The organism is Paenibacillus sp. SEL1 (assembly GCF_054602535.1).
The window spans coordinates 3,727,096-3,739,211 of the sequence record NZ_CM137723.1; the positions used below are offsets into that span (position 1 = coordinate 3,727,096).

At 44.3% G+C, this 12,116-nt stretch carries 26 protein-coding genes; 19 read left to right on the forward strand and 7 right to left on the reverse strand.

Annotation, left to right across the window (positions count from 1 at the left end):
- Positions 1-8: 8 nt before the first annotated feature.
- From ACYCSE_RS17280 to ACYCSE_RS17290, 3 genes are all read left to right on the forward strand, one after another.
- Positions 9-140: a hypothetical protein gene (locus tag ACYCSE_RS17280; protein WP_459698962.1), complete on the forward strand. Its 132-nt coding sequence runs from the start codon at positions 9-11 to the stop codon at positions 138-140.
- Between the two features lie 99 nt (positions 141-239).
- Positions 240-665, forward strand: a complete 426-nt coding sequence (locus ACYCSE_RS17285; RefSeq protein ID WP_459702539.1) for a phage holin family protein — start codon at positions 240-242, stop codon at positions 663-665.
- Positions 665-1,285 carry a glycoside hydrolase family protein gene (locus ACYCSE_RS17290; protein WP_459698964.1) on the forward strand — a complete coding sequence of 207 codons (621 nt, stop codon included), beginning with the start codon at positions 665-667 and terminating at the stop codon, positions 1,283-1,285. The genes ACYCSE_RS17285 and ACYCSE_RS17290 overlap by 1 nt, the downstream gene beginning before the upstream one ends.
- A gap of 172 nt (positions 1,286-1,457) precedes the next feature.
- Here the strand turns inward: ACYCSE_RS17290 and ACYCSE_RS17295 are convergent, their stop codons facing one another.
- The 3 genes from ACYCSE_RS17295 to ACYCSE_RS17305 all read right to left on the reverse strand — a co-directional run bounded on the left by ACYCSE_RS17295 (position 1,458) and on the right by ACYCSE_RS17305 (position 2,049).
- Positions 1,458-1,616, reverse strand: coding sequence for a hypothetical protein (locus ACYCSE_RS17295; protein ID WP_158442530.1), 159 nt, complete (start codon positions 1,614-1,616; stop codon positions 1,458-1,460).
- Positions 1,613-1,801: a hypothetical protein gene (locus ACYCSE_RS17300; RefSeq protein ID WP_338532584.1), complete on the reverse strand. Its 189-nt coding sequence runs from the start codon at positions 1,799-1,801 to the stop codon at positions 1,613-1,615. The genes ACYCSE_RS17295 and ACYCSE_RS17300 overlap by 4 nt, the downstream gene beginning before the upstream one ends.
- 107 nt (positions 1,802-1,908) lie before the next feature.
- Complete coding sequence (locus ACYCSE_RS17305; RefSeq protein WP_459698967.1) at positions 1,909-2,049, reverse strand: hypothetical protein; 141 nt, start codon at positions 2,047-2,049, stop codon at positions 1,909-1,911.
- Between the two features lie 150 nt (positions 2,050-2,199).
- Between ACYCSE_RS17305 and ACYCSE_RS17310 the strand changes: the two genes are divergently transcribed.
- The gene (locus ACYCSE_RS17310) at positions 2,200-2,415 is read left to right on the forward strand and encodes a helix-turn-helix domain-containing protein (RefSeq protein ID WP_459698969.1); all 216 of its coding nucleotides are present in this window, start codon (positions 2,200-2,202) and stop codon (positions 2,413-2,415) included.
- A 75-nt stretch (positions 2,416-2,490) separates the two neighbouring features.
- Positions 2,491-2,763 (forward strand): hypothetical protein, encoded by a 273-nt coding sequence (locus ACYCSE_RS17315; RefSeq protein WP_459698971.1) that lies wholly within the window; start codon positions 2,491-2,493, stop codon positions 2,761-2,763.
- Positions 2,764-2,791: 28 nt separating this feature from the next.
- On the opposite strand, the gene ACYCSE_RS17320 is transcribed toward ACYCSE_RS17315, so the two are convergent.
- Complete coding sequence (locus ACYCSE_RS17320; protein WP_459698973.1) at positions 2,792-3,376, reverse strand: DUF4352 domain-containing protein; 585 nt, start codon at positions 3,374-3,376, stop codon at positions 2,792-2,794.
- Between the two features lie 168 nt (positions 3,377-3,544).
- On the opposite strand from ACYCSE_RS17320, the gene ACYCSE_RS17325 reads away from it, so the two are divergent.
- From ACYCSE_RS17325 to ACYCSE_RS17345, 5 genes are read left to right on the forward strand one after another with little or no spacing between them, the layout of a single operon-like run.
- The gene (locus tag ACYCSE_RS17325; protein ID WP_459698975.1) at positions 3,545-3,856 is read left to right on the forward strand and encodes a hypothetical protein; all 312 of its coding nucleotides are present in this window, start codon (positions 3,545-3,547) and stop codon (positions 3,854-3,856) included.
- Positions 3,857-3,890: 34 nt separating this feature from the next.
- The gene (locus tag ACYCSE_RS17330; RefSeq protein ID WP_459698977.1) at positions 3,891-4,517 is read left to right on the forward strand and encodes a hypothetical protein; all 627 of its coding nucleotides are present in this window, start codon (positions 3,891-3,893) and stop codon (positions 4,515-4,517) included.
- Positions 4,514-5,038, forward strand: a complete 525-nt coding sequence (locus tag ACYCSE_RS17335; protein ID WP_459698979.1) for an accessory gene regulator ArgB-like protein — start codon at positions 4,514-4,516, stop codon at positions 5,036-5,038. Before ACYCSE_RS17330 ends, ACYCSE_RS17335 begins: the two co-directional genes overlap by 4 nt.
- Positions 5,039-5,046: 8 nt before the next feature.
- The gene (locus tag ACYCSE_RS17340; RefSeq protein ID WP_459698981.1) at positions 5,047-5,169 is read left to right on the forward strand and encodes an AgrD family cyclic lactone autoinducer peptide; all 123 of its coding nucleotides are present in this window, start codon (positions 5,047-5,049) and stop codon (positions 5,167-5,169) included.
- A 16-nt stretch (positions 5,170-5,185) separates the two neighbouring features.
- Complete coding sequence (locus ACYCSE_RS17345) at positions 5,186-5,554, forward strand: LytTR family transcriptional regulator DNA-binding domain-containing protein (RefSeq protein ID WP_459698983.1); 369 nt, start codon at positions 5,186-5,188, stop codon at positions 5,552-5,554.
- 249 nt (positions 5,555-5,803) lie between these two features.
- Here ACYCSE_RS17345 and ACYCSE_RS17350 read toward each other — a convergent pair whose 3' ends face one another.
- Entirely contained in the window at positions 5,804-6,028 is a 225-nt protein-coding gene (locus ACYCSE_RS17350) for a helix-turn-helix domain-containing protein (protein WP_459698985.1), read from the reverse strand.
- Positions 6,029-6,203: 175 nt separating this feature from the next.
- Positions 6,204-6,581, reverse strand: coding sequence for a helix-turn-helix domain-containing protein (locus ACYCSE_RS17355; protein ID WP_459698987.1), 378 nt, complete (start codon positions 6,579-6,581; stop codon positions 6,204-6,206).
- Positions 6,582-6,763: 182 nt separating this feature from the next.
- Here ACYCSE_RS17355 and ACYCSE_RS17360 point away from each other — a divergent pair, with 182 nt between their 5' ends.
- The 4 genes from ACYCSE_RS17360 to ACYCSE_RS17375 all read left to right on the forward strand — a co-directional run bounded on the left by ACYCSE_RS17360 (position 6,764) and on the right by ACYCSE_RS17375 (position 8,125).
- Positions 6,764-6,979 carry a helix-turn-helix domain-containing protein gene (locus ACYCSE_RS17360; protein WP_459698988.1) on the forward strand — a complete coding sequence of 72 codons (216 nt, stop codon included), beginning with the start codon at positions 6,764-6,766 and terminating at the stop codon, positions 6,977-6,979.
- 100 nt (positions 6,980-7,079) lie between these two features.
- Positions 7,080-7,283 carry a hypothetical protein gene (locus ACYCSE_RS17365; protein WP_459698989.1) on the forward strand — a complete coding sequence of 68 codons (204 nt, stop codon included), beginning with the start codon at positions 7,080-7,082 and terminating at the stop codon, positions 7,281-7,283.
- Positions 7,284-7,296: 13 nt separating this feature from the next.
- A complete protein-coding gene (locus ACYCSE_RS17370) occupies positions 7,297-7,911 on the forward strand; it encodes a BRO-N domain-containing protein (protein WP_459698991.1) in 615 nt (204 codons plus the stop codon).
- A gap of 16 nt (positions 7,912-7,927) precedes the next feature.
- On the forward strand, positions 7,928-8,125 hold the full coding sequence (locus ACYCSE_RS17375; RefSeq protein ID WP_459698993.1) for a hypothetical protein: 198 nt from the start codon (positions 7,928-7,930) through the stop codon (positions 8,123-8,125).
- Here ACYCSE_RS17375 and ACYCSE_RS17380 read toward each other — a convergent pair.
- On the reverse strand, positions 8,103-8,348 hold the full coding sequence (locus ACYCSE_RS17380; RefSeq protein WP_459698995.1) for a hypothetical protein: 246 nt from the start codon (positions 8,346-8,348) through the stop codon (positions 8,103-8,105). The two genes, ACYCSE_RS17375 and ACYCSE_RS17380, sit on opposite strands and share 23 nt — an antisense overlap.
- Positions 8,349-8,723: 375 nt before the next feature.
- On the opposite strand from ACYCSE_RS17380, the gene ACYCSE_RS17385 reads away from it, so the two are divergent.
- Genes ACYCSE_RS17385 through ACYCSE_RS17405 form a run of 5 tightly spaced genes read left to right on the forward strand, consistent with a single transcriptional unit; the run spans position 8,724 to position 11,799 of the window.
- Positions 8,724-8,939, forward strand: a complete 216-nt coding sequence (locus ACYCSE_RS17385; RefSeq protein ID WP_459698997.1) for a hypothetical protein — start codon at positions 8,724-8,726, stop codon at positions 8,937-8,939.
- Complete coding sequence (locus ACYCSE_RS17390; protein WP_459698999.1) at positions 8,911-10,476, forward strand: AAA family ATPase; 1,566 nt, start codon at positions 8,911-8,913, stop codon at positions 10,474-10,476. Before ACYCSE_RS17385 ends, ACYCSE_RS17390 begins: the two co-directional genes overlap by 29 nt.
- On the forward strand, positions 10,473-10,682 hold the full coding sequence (locus tag ACYCSE_RS17395) for a hypothetical protein (RefSeq protein WP_459699001.1): 210 nt from the start codon (positions 10,473-10,475) through the stop codon (positions 10,680-10,682). The genes ACYCSE_RS17390 and ACYCSE_RS17395 overlap by 4 nt, the downstream gene beginning before the upstream one ends.
- Positions 10,679-10,849: a DUF6906 family protein gene (locus ACYCSE_RS17400; protein ID WP_459699003.1), complete on the forward strand. Its 171-nt coding sequence runs from the start codon at positions 10,679-10,681 to the stop codon at positions 10,847-10,849. Before ACYCSE_RS17395 ends, ACYCSE_RS17400 begins: the two co-directional genes overlap by 4 nt.
- A gap of 20 nt (positions 10,850-10,869) precedes the next feature.
- Positions 10,870-11,799, forward strand: coding sequence for a RecT family recombinase (locus ACYCSE_RS17405; RefSeq protein WP_459699005.1), 930 nt, complete (start codon positions 10,870-10,872; stop codon positions 11,797-11,799).
- Positions 11,800-12,116 lie beyond the last annotated feature (317 nt).

The following is a 12,116-nucleotide window of genomic DNA, read 5'->3' on the forward strand; positions in this document are numbered from 1 at the left end:
GGTGAGGCATGATGTATACATTTCTGCTGAACATGTGGATTATGGGCAAGGTTGATGAGGAACGTCTTAACCGATACACACCTAAGTTTATTCAAGAAGCAGAGCGAAACGAGATTCTAGCAACACCGCAAAATGTTTAGCAGCGCACCCAATGGGATGCGCTATTTTTATGCCCTCGGAGTGGTCGGGGGCTTATATTACGTCAGGAAACCTTTCCTGAGCAGATACGGGGGAACATGATGGATAGGATGGATCTAGTTTTTAAGTGGTTTACTGCTGCTGGGAGTGGTGCAGCAGCTTATTTTTTCGGTGGATGGTCTGGCGTACTAGGAGTGTTACTGGTATTCGTGATTTTTGATTATATAACGGGATGTGCGGCAGCTAGTGCAACAGTTGGATTGAAAAGCAAAGTAGGCATGATTGGTATTGCGCGCAAGGTATTTATTTTCGCTATGGTTGCGGTTGGGCATCTTGTGGACGGTGTTCTAGGAGATAGCCACTTGTTTCGGGATACGGTCGCCTATTTCTATATGGCTAATGAATTGTTGTCGATCATCGAAAACGGAGGCAGGCTGGGCGCGCCTGTCCCTCCTGTCATCCGGCAGGCTGTTGAAGTGTTGAAAGGAAAAGGCGGTAACGATAATGATAAAGGAGCTGATAAGTGATGGCACGTAAAATATCAAAAGCGGGACTCACGTTAATTAAAAACTTCGAGGGCTGTCGCCTCGCAGCGTACAAGCCTGTGCCAACAGAGCAGTATTGGACTATTGGCTGGGGGCACTACGGCCCGGACGTTAAGCAGGGTATGACTATCACCCAGGCACAAGCAGATGAAATGTTGGCTGAGGACATGGGTAAATACGAAGCTTACGTTAACAACCCGGCCTACGTCCCAGTTACGAATCAGCTTACGCAAAACCAGTTCGACGCACTTACAAGTTTTTGCTATAACTGCGGCGCGGGTAACCTCAAGGCGCTCTGTAAAGGGCGCACAGTTGCGCAGATTGCCGCCAATATCGGAAAATATGACAAGGCTGGCGGTAAAGTGCTGGCTGGTCTGACACGGCGCAGAGCGGCGGAACTGGCCTTATATAACAAACCGGATATGGCGAAAGGGGATAATGAAAAGATGGAAAAAACAAATGTAATCGTAAATGGCAAGGAAATCAAGGATGTTGTTATGATTAACGGTACTACGTATGTTCCGCTACGTCCCGTGGGCGAAGCATGGGGTGCTCAAGTAGACTGGAACAGTAAGACCAATACGACTATAGTAAGCAAGTAAGCCAAAGCCCAGCTAACCTTAATTGGTCGGCTGGGCTTTTTTTATTTGAAGTAATTACGGATACTTAACAATAGCGAAGCAAGACTTATAACCCATCCAGATAAGGATATGGTCCATAATATTACATTGTACATAGAGTTTCCTCCTGTTATAGAGGGGCCGAAGCCCCTTGTTATTCCATATCCTCAAATTTCTCTGCAAGGTCTTCGGTATCATACGAAGCACCTGGGAATGATCTTGAAGTCCATTCTCCAAAAGCGTATTCCCAAACCGTTCCATCAGGAGCAACTACATCATAACCGCTGCTTTTTAACTTCTGTTCCCAATTCATATTGTAGCCTCCAATTCTTGCATTTTCGAGTTAACCGTGTTGTGAAACATGATGTGCCAGTTACTATACTTAAATTCCTTGTAATCTTTTGCGGCGCTTATCTTTTCAATGGGATAGCCCAACTCCTTCATGGCGCTTTCCAACAAAATTACATTTTCCTTTGTTGCTCTGTACTTTTTGAACATTTTCACTACCTCCCTACGTAAGGCCGCCGCCAATTGTGTATGTCAATCCGTTATGTTAAGATTGGGTGGAGATGGCGCTATACTAGCCGCCACCTCGGAAGGAATCCTTAACGTTTACGCTGCCCGCGTCGTTTATTGGTTCCTTTTTTCTTTTCCTTGCTCTCCTTAAACACTTTGACCAAACCGATAAAGGCAGTTATCAAGTTTGTTAGTGCTGTGGAGAGCAAGACCCAATCTATAGCTCTCAATGTGTATCACCTCCTTACATTTCTTATTATATACTATTTTCGTACAATATTCAACTATTTTAGTATAAAAGTATACTATTTTAGTTATATACACTATATTCGTTGATTGATGTACGATAATCGTATTATAATGATGATGGAGGTGGCTCTATGTTTCGTTTGAAGTTGGACGAATTGCTTTATGAGAAGCGGTTAAACCCGAATAAATTAGCCAAAATGACAGGAATACGTTACGCGACCATAACGGATATGGTCGAAAACAAGTCTAAACATTGGTCTCTGGAAAATCTCGAAAAGATAATGATCGCGCTTGAATTAAATGATATATCGGAGCTGATCGAATACAGAAAAGGGCAGGAGGAATAGAACCCTCACTGCTCTTTTTTTGGCTTGAATAACGAACGCTTGTTTGCATATAATAGTCACAGAGAGGTGATCAACATGTTGCCAGACATCGAACGCAAGCTACTACGGATACTGTACAACTATTCTGCGGGTCGTCGTAGAATGCCCACTATTAAGGAACTGGAGATAAAGACAGGTAGGCGTACAGAGGACATTAAAGCCGGGTTGGCGGCTTTAGAGAAGGATAACTATATTCTATGGGATAACAAGAGCGATACGCGCCATATCGTAATTATAGAGGGCTGGGACAGGGACCAAAAGATCGTCATGCCTCCCGGAGCTGCAAATAGATACTATACAGAATATTAAAGCCCCGGATTGCTCCGGGGCCTTTTTTTTATTTACCAGTATTTATTAATGCTGTCTCTCCAGCTTCAAAACCTATTCCGCTAGCAGCTTCAAGTTTAAATCCTTTGCTATCCTTTGGTACTTCAAATGCGATGTTTGCCTTCTTTGTTAAACCAGGGTTGATCTTAGCGAAAAACAACATGTTTTCTGGTTTGTTCACGTACATGTCGGCATCGCTCATTGGTTCATATTCTGTGCCATCTGTGCCGATCAGTTTGAACATGCTTGAGTCCAAGGTGCGGGCTTCTTTATCTCCGTTTTTAATTGCCAAATTAATGACGATGAATTTTTCTTCGGTTGTTTTCTGAAGGTACTCGTTGTCACCGATCTTTGTTTTAGCGCTCACTTTAGTTGCTGTTACAGTAAGACTGCCCACCTTTACAGCTTCGCCTACTTTAGTCTCCTTAGGAGCGTCGTCCGTTTCAGTAGTAGCAGCTTTTGTATCGGCTTGTGTAGCAGATCCTGTAGCTTTCCCGCTATCTGTAGTGGTGGTGGCTTTAGCCCCACATCCGGCAGCTATAATTCCAAATGCAAGTACAGCAGTAGTAAGTAATGCCAGTTTCTTATTAAACAATTCTTATTTCCCCCTATTTGAAAGATGTATGAAAATAGTATATATGAACTAGGAATATTTTGCTAGAGAATAGAGGAAGAATAATAATAATCAGGAAAACTATTGTAGAATATACGGTATTGCCGTATATTGATTAGGTAGTATTTTACATACATGAGGAGGGAAGACATGACCTTGAATCAGTACCGAAAGATAGCCGATAAAGTAGGAGGAGAGGTCGGAGAGACTATACACGAGCTAGTTGAGGAGTTAGAAGAGGCACGGGAAGTAATACGAGGCAATAAGATTCCTCCATTGTTAGGTAGCAAGGAAGTAGCGGAATATTTGGAGGTAGACCCCAAGAACATGCATCACACCCGTAAAACACGGTTTTTCCCCGAGCCGGATTTATTGGTTGGAACACGACCATTTTGGTTCAAAACTACTATACAGATGTACCAGGATAAGCTGGCAGAGTGGCGCGAAAGTAACGCTAAATAAATGCTAGATAACTGGTGAAAAAGGGGATGCGCGTATGTGGGAGCCGATTAGGTTCTTACTGTTTTCGACAGCGGAGGCAATGGCGGCATTTTTTCTAATGACCGCTATGTTCCGCTTGAAAGGGATTGATTATGCATGGCAGGCTTTGTTTATAAGCCTTATTATGAATCTTCAAAGCTATATGATCCGGGAGGAAACAAGCCTTTCATATATAGCGCCAATCGTGAATATTCTTCTGTTTACATTTTTGCTCACGACAGTTGTCAAAGTACCAATTTTATGGTCGGCAATAATCTCTATAGCAGGGGTATTCTTGTACGGAGCTGTACAGGCCGTATTACTCGTTACTGCTTTTAAAGGTTTAGACTCTACTCATCTACAGAACTCATCACAGGGGACATTGCTGCAGGCATTAACGAGTGCGTTGGTGTTCTTTTTATCTTGGTTTTTGTACAGGTTCCGTATAGGGTTCACCTTTGACTTTGAAAAACTGCGTATGAAATGGGAACACACCATAGTAGCAATCCTGATCGTTATGTCTCTTGCTGCTGCGGCATTTGTCATGTATGCGGCTGACCTTGTGCTTATTACTATATACTTCGCATTAGCTGCGGGCATGTTCCTTTATTATGCTCTCAAAAAAGAAAGAGAAGAGGGGTGAACGAGCTGATTGAGGCTTTATCTATACGGATGGCACAACATATAAAAAGTGTTGTGCCCGATCATCCAGCATCTGTTGCTGTTCTCAAGCATGCACTGGCTATAACTTTAAACGTAGTGTTTATCACGGGGCTGACACTTGCTATTTCTGCGTTTACAGGCCGTACAGGAGAAGTTCTGACGATAATGGCAGCATTCGCCTTCCTGCGCCAAATGACAGGAGGAATACACCTAAAGAGCGGTACGGGATGTGTTGCTTTATCAACATTGCTCTTTACCGGATTATCTTTTATACAACTGAACTACAGTTGGACAACAGGTGCAACATTAGTTAGTATGGTGCTCATTCTTGTTTTTGCCCCAGCTGGTATAGAGCGACAAACGCGCATACCTCCACGATACTTTCCATTGCTAAAGTTGGGGGCCTTTATTGTAGTAAGTCTTAATTTGTGGATTGCTAATCCATATATAACTATAAGTTTTTTTGCACAAACCTTATCTTTAATTAACTTTAGGAGGTGAAAACTATCATGATGAAAAACTTCTATAGCACAATTGCGTCGAGCCTTTCTGCAATCGCGGTAATGTCTGTCAGTGTCGCAAGTTTGGTGTTTGTCCACAACCCGGAACCTCCGGAAGAACTGCTGAAATAAAGCTGGAGATGAGTTTATGATTTCTGTAACAAAAGAATTAGATGCTGATCTGATCGTTATAGATGTTAGTGATATTCTTTTTGGAGAGTATGACGGGTCTATTGAGAGGATCAAGATTCATACGCATACACGCACATTTTATACAACAGGTTCGCTAATTTATTGGACAACTGTTTTAAATAATAGCGGATATAATTTTCTGAAAGCTGACCGCTATCACATGATTAATGTGGACAACATTGTTAAACTGGATTCAAAATTGAGATATGTTTATTTTGATGAACAACCAACGGAGGAATCAACCGTGTGTAAGATGGCTTACCATAAGTTCACAAAAGTAAGCCAAGAGTTGCTAAAACTTAATTCGAGGATTGTATTAACATAAGGGTTGCTGAAAAGCAGCTCTTTTATTTTCGTCTAGCAGGCATTGTAACATAGGTCTTTTGTAACATGTTGTCGAAACATGTAGACGGTGAGTGCAAAATTCGCAGAATGAGTTTTTGTTTACAATGCCCTAATTATGGGATTAAATAATAGGAAATGGAACACATTTTCCTATTGACACAGTGGAGGTTAACAACAATGTAAACATAGCGCCATGGTGGAGCGGTGAATAACCACTCCGGCCTGTGCGTTAATGAGGCCATTCGTATAGATCGGCTTCCTGGCATCCCAATACAATGCATATTCCTCGCATGACGACCGGATTCATCTTTCGATGATTGTTCTCATACTGGGAGATCATTACTGTGGATACCTCAAGACCGAGCCTAGCAAGCCTATCAGACAGTTGTGCCTGTGTAATGCTTGCCTCTTTTCTCCTATAACGCAACAGGCACTTCCCGAAGGTAAGCGCCATGTCGTTCCTCCATATTAAATTTTTATTGTGTAAGAACGCCTGTTCGCATATAATGAAACTACGATTACACGGGGGTAATACATAATGACCAAAACCGATAGTATCGACGCAGCTCACTTCTTGCAAATAATTGCAAAAGATACTGAGGCGAATATACAATTAATTGCCAATTTTTTTAACGATCTTGCTGCAGAAGCAGACGAGCCATAGACTGTAGTTTTTCTTTATCCGCACGCGTAAGTTCGCGTCCATTTATAGTAAATTCAGCATCCAAGAATGAATCATCACCCAACTCAATAGCCTTTACCAGAGCCCTTTCAGCCTCCTTCAAAACGCTGTTAGGGTTATTTGTATGCCCCAATACCCAATCTGTTGTCACCCCGTAAAGATCGCATAGCACCTTTAAAGTGTCATAATCCGGCTGATTTTTTCCTGTTTCATAACCACTCAATGTTTTGTTGTTTATGCCAGTAGACCGCATGACTTGAAGTTGTGTCATGTTGTTGGCTTTGAAACGAGCCTCTTTCAATCTTTTAGCGTAAATTGGCAACATTTTTTCGTTCACCTCTTAATTAGGATAGTAGCATAATATCCGAGTTACAGAGAAATTATTCTCTAAAACAAATACTTTTTTTATTTTTAGCGTTGACATCTCTGAAACGAAGAATTATAGTAAGGGTACGAAATCTCTGAAACAGAGAATATTCGCTAAGACAGAGAATAAGGAGGTGCAATATGCCCAGAACCGAAATGGTCATTCCTATCTACCGTCGTGTTCGTAATTACATTCTTACCCAAGATTATGTATTCAAGGATGTGGCTGAAAAAGCCGGTATTCATCCAAAGCGTTTCTACAAGCTGCTATCCGGGACCTACGCATTAAACGCTGAGGAACTGGAAGCGATATGTAAGAAGGGGCTGGGTATCAATCCATCGGTTTTTTTTGAATAATAATTCTCTAAAACAGAGAATTGACCACGAATTGAATTATACGGTAAAACCGTACAAAACGCAATACCAAATAGGGATTTATTTCCGATTAGGAGGAAGCATGAAAAGAAACGTTGCTGCATTAAACGATTATCAAGCGGCGGTTGTCACGGATCGAGGCGATGTATCCCTTACATTGTTTCAAGAAGAAATAACTGATCTGGAAGGATTGTCAGGTGTCCAGCCTGCAAAATCATTCAGGATAGATGGGGTCGAATCGCTTATAGAACTGCGTGATTTACTAATTGCTGCAAACCTTGGTTGAAAGGAGGTACCCCATGAACATACGAACTGAAATCTGGTTGGGACATGAAATCCGCTTTGTCGAGAAGGTGCCGGGTGAATGGTGGGCAGTGTTAGCCGACATAGCTAAGGCCCTTGAACTTAAACCAAAAAGAATTAAGGAGCGTTTGGGCGAGGAGGTCGTTTTAACCGACCTGGTGGATTCTGGTAAAGGGTTCCGGAAGATGCTCATTGTTAACGAATACGGGATCTATGAAACGGTATTCGAGAGCAGAAAGCAGGAAGCTAAGGAATTTAAACGGTGGGTGTTCGAAATGGTCAAGCAGCTTCGCCAGTCCACCGGACTCGAAGGCTTTCAGATCTTCCGCATGTTGGACAAGGACCACCAGAAGGAGGCTATGCAGAAACTGCGCTCCAGCCTGAAACAGCCTGTTCGGGTGGACTTCATCAAAGCTAACACGATAGCGAACAAAGCTGTTTCATCCTTGTACGGTCACCCGAAAATGATCAAGAAAGACCAAATGACACCGGACATGCTGGTTAGCAGGCAGGAGATTCTTGAGGATACTGTCGATCTGATGGGCACCAAGGAGCGTTTCAGTTTGGACATTGCGGTCAGCCAGACGATTTACGACAAGCACATTCATTAACGAAAGGAAGGTAATCATGAACGAACAGCAAAAAGAAACCACCGCTGTAACGGTGGTATCAAAGGAATCTTTACAAGGCAAGCGCAATTCAGCAATCGCTATTGAACTATATCAGTTAATTGCTGATCGTGATTTCGATTCAATAAGAGAAATTAGCAACACCATATTTTCAATTGCGATGCATAAAGATTCTAGGAAGATTCAGGGAAAGTAAGTCCGACAGGAATCTCTTCAAATCCCGAATCTTTCATCCGTACTAACGTAACCAACTTATCATTCTCAAGCATTTCCAACCAAGCGACGACCAAGTTTGTGTTATCAACACCATGCGCCAAACAAACATCGTAAACATCTGTCATTAACACAATATATCCGTAATTTTGGACATTGGTCAGGGGTAATCTCGAAATTAATTTAAGCAAGTTATCTTTATTCAATTCTATCACCACCTCTCTGGAAGATAGTTTACCAGAATGAGGAAAGCGAAAGAAAGGAGCTGCACACACATGAATAAGCCTAGTGAAGAAAGGTTACGGGAGCTTTGCGAATTCTTCGGCCTAATGGAACGCCGGATGTTGGCAAACGGGCGCTTACTGATAGCCCTACACGCTCGGGGCCAGTTCCGAAAATACCATCGGCAGTTGGTTGGGCGGTGGACAGCATGAAGGTTTTGATGTCAGGTAAAGACGCTTGCTGTGCTATATGCGGAAACGTTATGCATAAGCAGTTTCTACGCCGCTGGAATGAGCAGGACGTATGTAGGCCGTGTATAAGCGAAATGACCGCAGATTACCTGGAGGGAGGTGAACACATTGCAAAACCACGAACAGCAGTTATTCCTTCAATTCTTCAACTCACTTGCCCCGGCAGTGCAGCGGGACATTAAACATTATTTATTTGTCTACGACATGTACCTGGACGAACAGGACCCGAAAGCCCGGGGAACGTTGCTGATGGAAATGCACATGCTGGAGCGCAAATACAATTTGGAGGTAACACATGGCGGTAATAAAAATAATCAGCGCTAAGGCGCATAACTTTAAGGCGCACCGTGACCTGTCCGTTAACTTTGGCGAGGTAACACAGATCACGGGCGACAACGCACAAGGAAAATCCAGCATATTGGAAGTCCTTACGTGGACATTGTACGGCACAGATACCATGGGTGGCAAGCTCGATCCTACGCCCACCAATTACGAATACGATCATGTGCTGTCTGAATCTCTGCTGGATATCGACGGGAAGCAGGTCCTTCTTGGACGCGGGATCGAGAAGGGCAAAGTCATTTATTACATCAATGAAGTTCCATCCAAAGCTGGAGACTTCGACGAAATTGTTAAATCTCTATTCGATAAAGACCTGTTCCTTTCCCTGTATAACCCTTCATACTTCTTTACTTTGCATTGGAGCACTCAACGGGACTTGCTTCTGCGGTATGTCACTTCGGTTTCTAACAAAGAGGTATTTACGGAAATGAGCCGGACAAGCCCGGACGAGAAGGCCAAAGACATAAAACTGAACCCCCAAGCTGCCAAGCTGTTGGAGCTGGTCAAAAAGCACACGCTGCAGCAATTGGGAGAAATCCATAAGAAGAACAAGAATGACAAGGACACAGCCTATAAGCGTGCTCAGGGTCGGACAGAGGCGCTTGTCGATCAGCTCAGTAAGCTTCCACCTGCACCGGAAGATATCGAAGCGGTGAAAGCCGAGGATACTGCGCTGCTTGAGCAAATACGGGGGTTGGCAGCCCAAACAGATCTTGCTGGGGAGACAAACCGTAAGCGCACCGTGCTGGAGAGTACCATACAGTCCCTACAGCGGCAGATTGAGCAGGCCAAGGATCGGTATATGAAGGTCTACAACGAGCCTATCGAGGAACATTGCCCGACATGTAAACGAGAATTGGACAAGGCATCTATTGATGCTGTTACAGCTTCCAAGGAAACTCGCAAAGATGAACTACGGGCCGATCATCAAAAGCTTATCAACGAGCGCAAGGAACTAGAAACTAAACTCGCCGCTATTGAGCCAGTGGACGTATCCGAACAAATTTCACAGATGCGTGCTTTGGAAGTTAAACGCGATGCAACAGCCGAAGCAGTAGGCAGCTATAAAGCCCGCCAAACATTACAGACCGACATCGACAAAGCCCGCTCTGACGAGGCTGATACACTTGCCAGCCGGAACGACTCTATCTTTTTTCTGGACGCAATCAAGGCGTTTGAGGCGAAGGAAGCCGAGTTGCAGGCCGCCAAGGTTCAAAGCCTGTTCACAACTCTATCAATCTCTTTATTTAAAGAACAAAAGAATGGGGAACGGAAGCCTGACTTTGTGATTGAGATGGACGGAAAGGCGTATCCGCTATTGTCACTGTCAGAGTCCGTCAGAGCTGGTCTGGAGCTTCGGGAAGTCCTCAGCGAACAGAGTGGTGTCATTGCTCCGGTAGCCGTGGATAACAGCGAGAGTGTGTTTAAAATCAAGCAGCCTTCCGGTCAACTTATTCTAGTCAAGGCCGTCGAGGATGCACCTTTAGAAATTAAACAGATGGGTGGTAATGCGGAATGAAGCCACATGAACAGCTTGAGGCTGAACTATCGGCGGAAAATATGTTGAAGATACTTCCTGCTTTGCTGGGGATGTATGGGCCAGTGGCGTTTGCCACCAAAGCGTACTTCGATCAACTGGTTTCTACAGGATTCAGCGAAGCCCAAGCCCTTCATATAGTCTCCGCTCAGGGCATTACAGCTCGCCTAGGAGGTGGGCAGCCTTGAAGAACGGAAAGAAACCTACCCGCCGACAACAGAATATGATTTGGGCCGCTAAATTGATCCCGTCCGATTGGCTTGTATGTAAAGCTGGACCATTTCATTTACACATCGTTCATAGAGAAAATCATGAAATTCGAATTATCAGCACCGGAGAAGAACGCGCTAATTAAATCATAGGAGGCACACCAACATGGCAAATACAAACAACCAGCTCCAAGCAATTCAGGAGGAAGTAGTAGTCGGAAATTACACTCAAAAACATCTTGATACCTTGAAATCAACTATCGCCAAAGGAACCAGCAACGAGCAGTTTGCGCTTTTTGTTCAGACCTGCGTCCGTACTGGACTTGACCCTTTCCTAAATCAAATCTTCTGCATCGTGTACAACGGCAAAGACGGTCCTGTTATGAGTATGCAGATTGCAGTGGAGGGCATTGTTGCTCTTGCCAAGAAACACCCGCAATACAAGGGATTTATCGCTTCTGAAATCAGAGCTAACGACCATTTCACTGCAAAGATGCATTCGGGCGAGGTCGAACATGAACCGGATGTAATGAACCCAGGGGAGACGGTGGGGGCTTACTGCATCGCATATCGCGACGATGCGCCTAACATCCTTGTTATCGTGCGAAGGGATCAGGTGGAACATCTCATTAAAGGCCGAAACGGTCAGATGTGGAAGGACTATTTTGACGACATGATCGTGAAGCACGCAATTAAGAGAGCATTCAAGCGCCAATATGGAATTGAGGTTTCGGAAGATGAACCAACGAGTGCGAATCCTTCTATTGAGAACGTGTCTCCTTATGAGCGTCGCGACATCACTGCTGAAACGGACGCAGCAGCAGCGGCTGCCAAACAGGGGAACAAACCGCTGCCTGACGGAGGTACCGAACAAGCACAAACTCCTGTTGAACAAGCCTTAACAGACATGAAATTGAAATTTAAACAGCTTGGTATTACAGAAAGAGACGATCAATATGCCTATATCCAAAAGCATGCAAAGCCGAAGGCTGACGCTCCCACACTGGCAGAGCTTAAGGGCCTGTTAAAGATAATGGACCTGCACCTTGCCGAGAAAGCCGCTCAGGATCAGGCAAATGACGTTCTTCCTATCTAACCAAGTTAAGATATACGTCCGCTGTGAAGACTGCGAAATATGCGGCAATGAGATAAATCCCGGCCGGGAAGAGTACATTCGCGATTTGCGAGTGTGCCCCCGGTGCTATGGAGAGCTGAGGGGAGTTGGCAGAGTTGCCCGAGGACATGGAGCAAATGGACCTGTTCGACTTCTGCAGCGCTGAACCTTCTCGGACCGCGGGTCCGGTTCTGAACGGAATGTACTACGAGCGCAGCACTGATATGTTTGTCTCTTTCGTGCTCGGGCGGCGGCACTACGAAGAGCCTGCCAAGGGATGTCCACACCTTAAAGAGTGG

Bases quoted from the DNA above. Each gene is read 5' to 3' on its own strand.
- ACYCSE_RS17295 (WP_158442530.1), bottom strand. From the start codon at position 1,616: ATGAATTGGGAACAGAAGTTAAAAAGCAGCGGTTATGATGTAGTTGCT.
- ACYCSE_RS17395 (WP_459699001.1), top strand. From the start codon at position 10,473: ATGAAGCCACATGAACAGCTTGAGGCTGAACTATCGGCGGAAAATATG.
- ACYCSE_RS17310 (WP_459698969.1), top strand. From the start codon at position 2,200: ATGTTTCGTTTGAAGTTGGACGAATTGCTTTATGAGAAGCGGTTAAAC.
- ACYCSE_RS17355 (WP_459698987.1), bottom strand. From the start codon at position 6,581: ATGTTGCCAATTTACGCTAAAAGATTGAAAGAGGCTCGTTTCAAAGCC.
- ACYCSE_RS17375 (WP_459698993.1), top strand. From the start codon at position 7,928: ATGAACGAACAGCAAAAAGAAACCACCGCTGTAACGGTGGTATCAAAG.
- ACYCSE_RS17290 (WP_459698964.1), top strand. From the start codon at position 665: ATGGCACGTAAAATATCAAAAGCGGGACTCACGTTAATTAAAAACTTC.
- ACYCSE_RS17330 (WP_459698977.1), top strand. From the start codon at position 3,891: ATGTGGGAGCCGATTAGGTTCTTACTGTTTTCGACAGCGGAGGCAATG.
- ACYCSE_RS17300 (WP_338532584.1), bottom strand. From the start codon at position 1,801: ATGTTCAAAAAGTACAGAGCAACAAAGGAAAATGTAATTTTGTTGGAA.
- ACYCSE_RS17365 (WP_459698989.1), top strand. From the start codon at position 7,080: ATGAAAAGAAACGTTGCTGCATTAAACGATTATCAAGCGGCGGTTGTC.
- ACYCSE_RS17360 (WP_459698988.1), top strand. From the start codon at position 6,764: ATGCCCAGAACCGAAATGGTCATTCCTATCTACCGTCGTGTTCGTAAT.
- ACYCSE_RS17340 (WP_459698981.1), top strand. From the start codon at position 5,047: ATGATGAAAAACTTCTATAGCACAATTGCGTCGAGCCTTTCTGCAATC.
- ACYCSE_RS17390 (WP_459698999.1), top strand. From the start codon at position 8,911: ATGGCGGTAATAAAAATAATCAGCGCTAAGGCGCATAACTTTAAGGCG.
- ACYCSE_RS17280 (WP_459698962.1), top strand. From the start codon at position 9: ATGATGTATACATTTCTGCTGAACATGTGGATTATGGGCAAGGTTGAT.
- ACYCSE_RS17325 (WP_459698975.1), top strand. From the start codon at position 3,545: ATGACCTTGAATCAGTACCGAAAGATAGCCGATAAAGTAGGAGGAGAG.
- ACYCSE_RS17405 (WP_459699005.1), top strand. From the start codon at position 10,870: ATGGCAAATACAAACAACCAGCTCCAAGCAATTCAGGAGGAAGTAGTA.
- ACYCSE_RS17315 (WP_459698971.1), top strand. From the start codon at position 2,491: ATGTTGCCAGACATCGAACGCAAGCTACTACGGATACTGTACAACTAT.
- ACYCSE_RS17345 (WP_459698983.1), top strand. From the start codon at position 5,186: ATGATTTCTGTAACAAAAGAATTAGATGCTGATCTGATCGTTATAGAT.
- ACYCSE_RS17285 (WP_459702539.1), top strand. From the start codon at position 240: ATGGATAGGATGGATCTAGTTTTTAAGTGGTTTACTGCTGCTGGGAGT.
- ACYCSE_RS17350 (WP_459698985.1), bottom strand. From the start codon at position 6,028: ATGGCGCTTACCTTCGGGAAGTGCCTGTTGCGTTATAGGAGAAAAGAG.
- ACYCSE_RS17370 (WP_459698991.1), top strand. From the start codon at position 7,297: ATGAACATACGAACTGAAATCTGGTTGGGACATGAAATCCGCTTTGTC.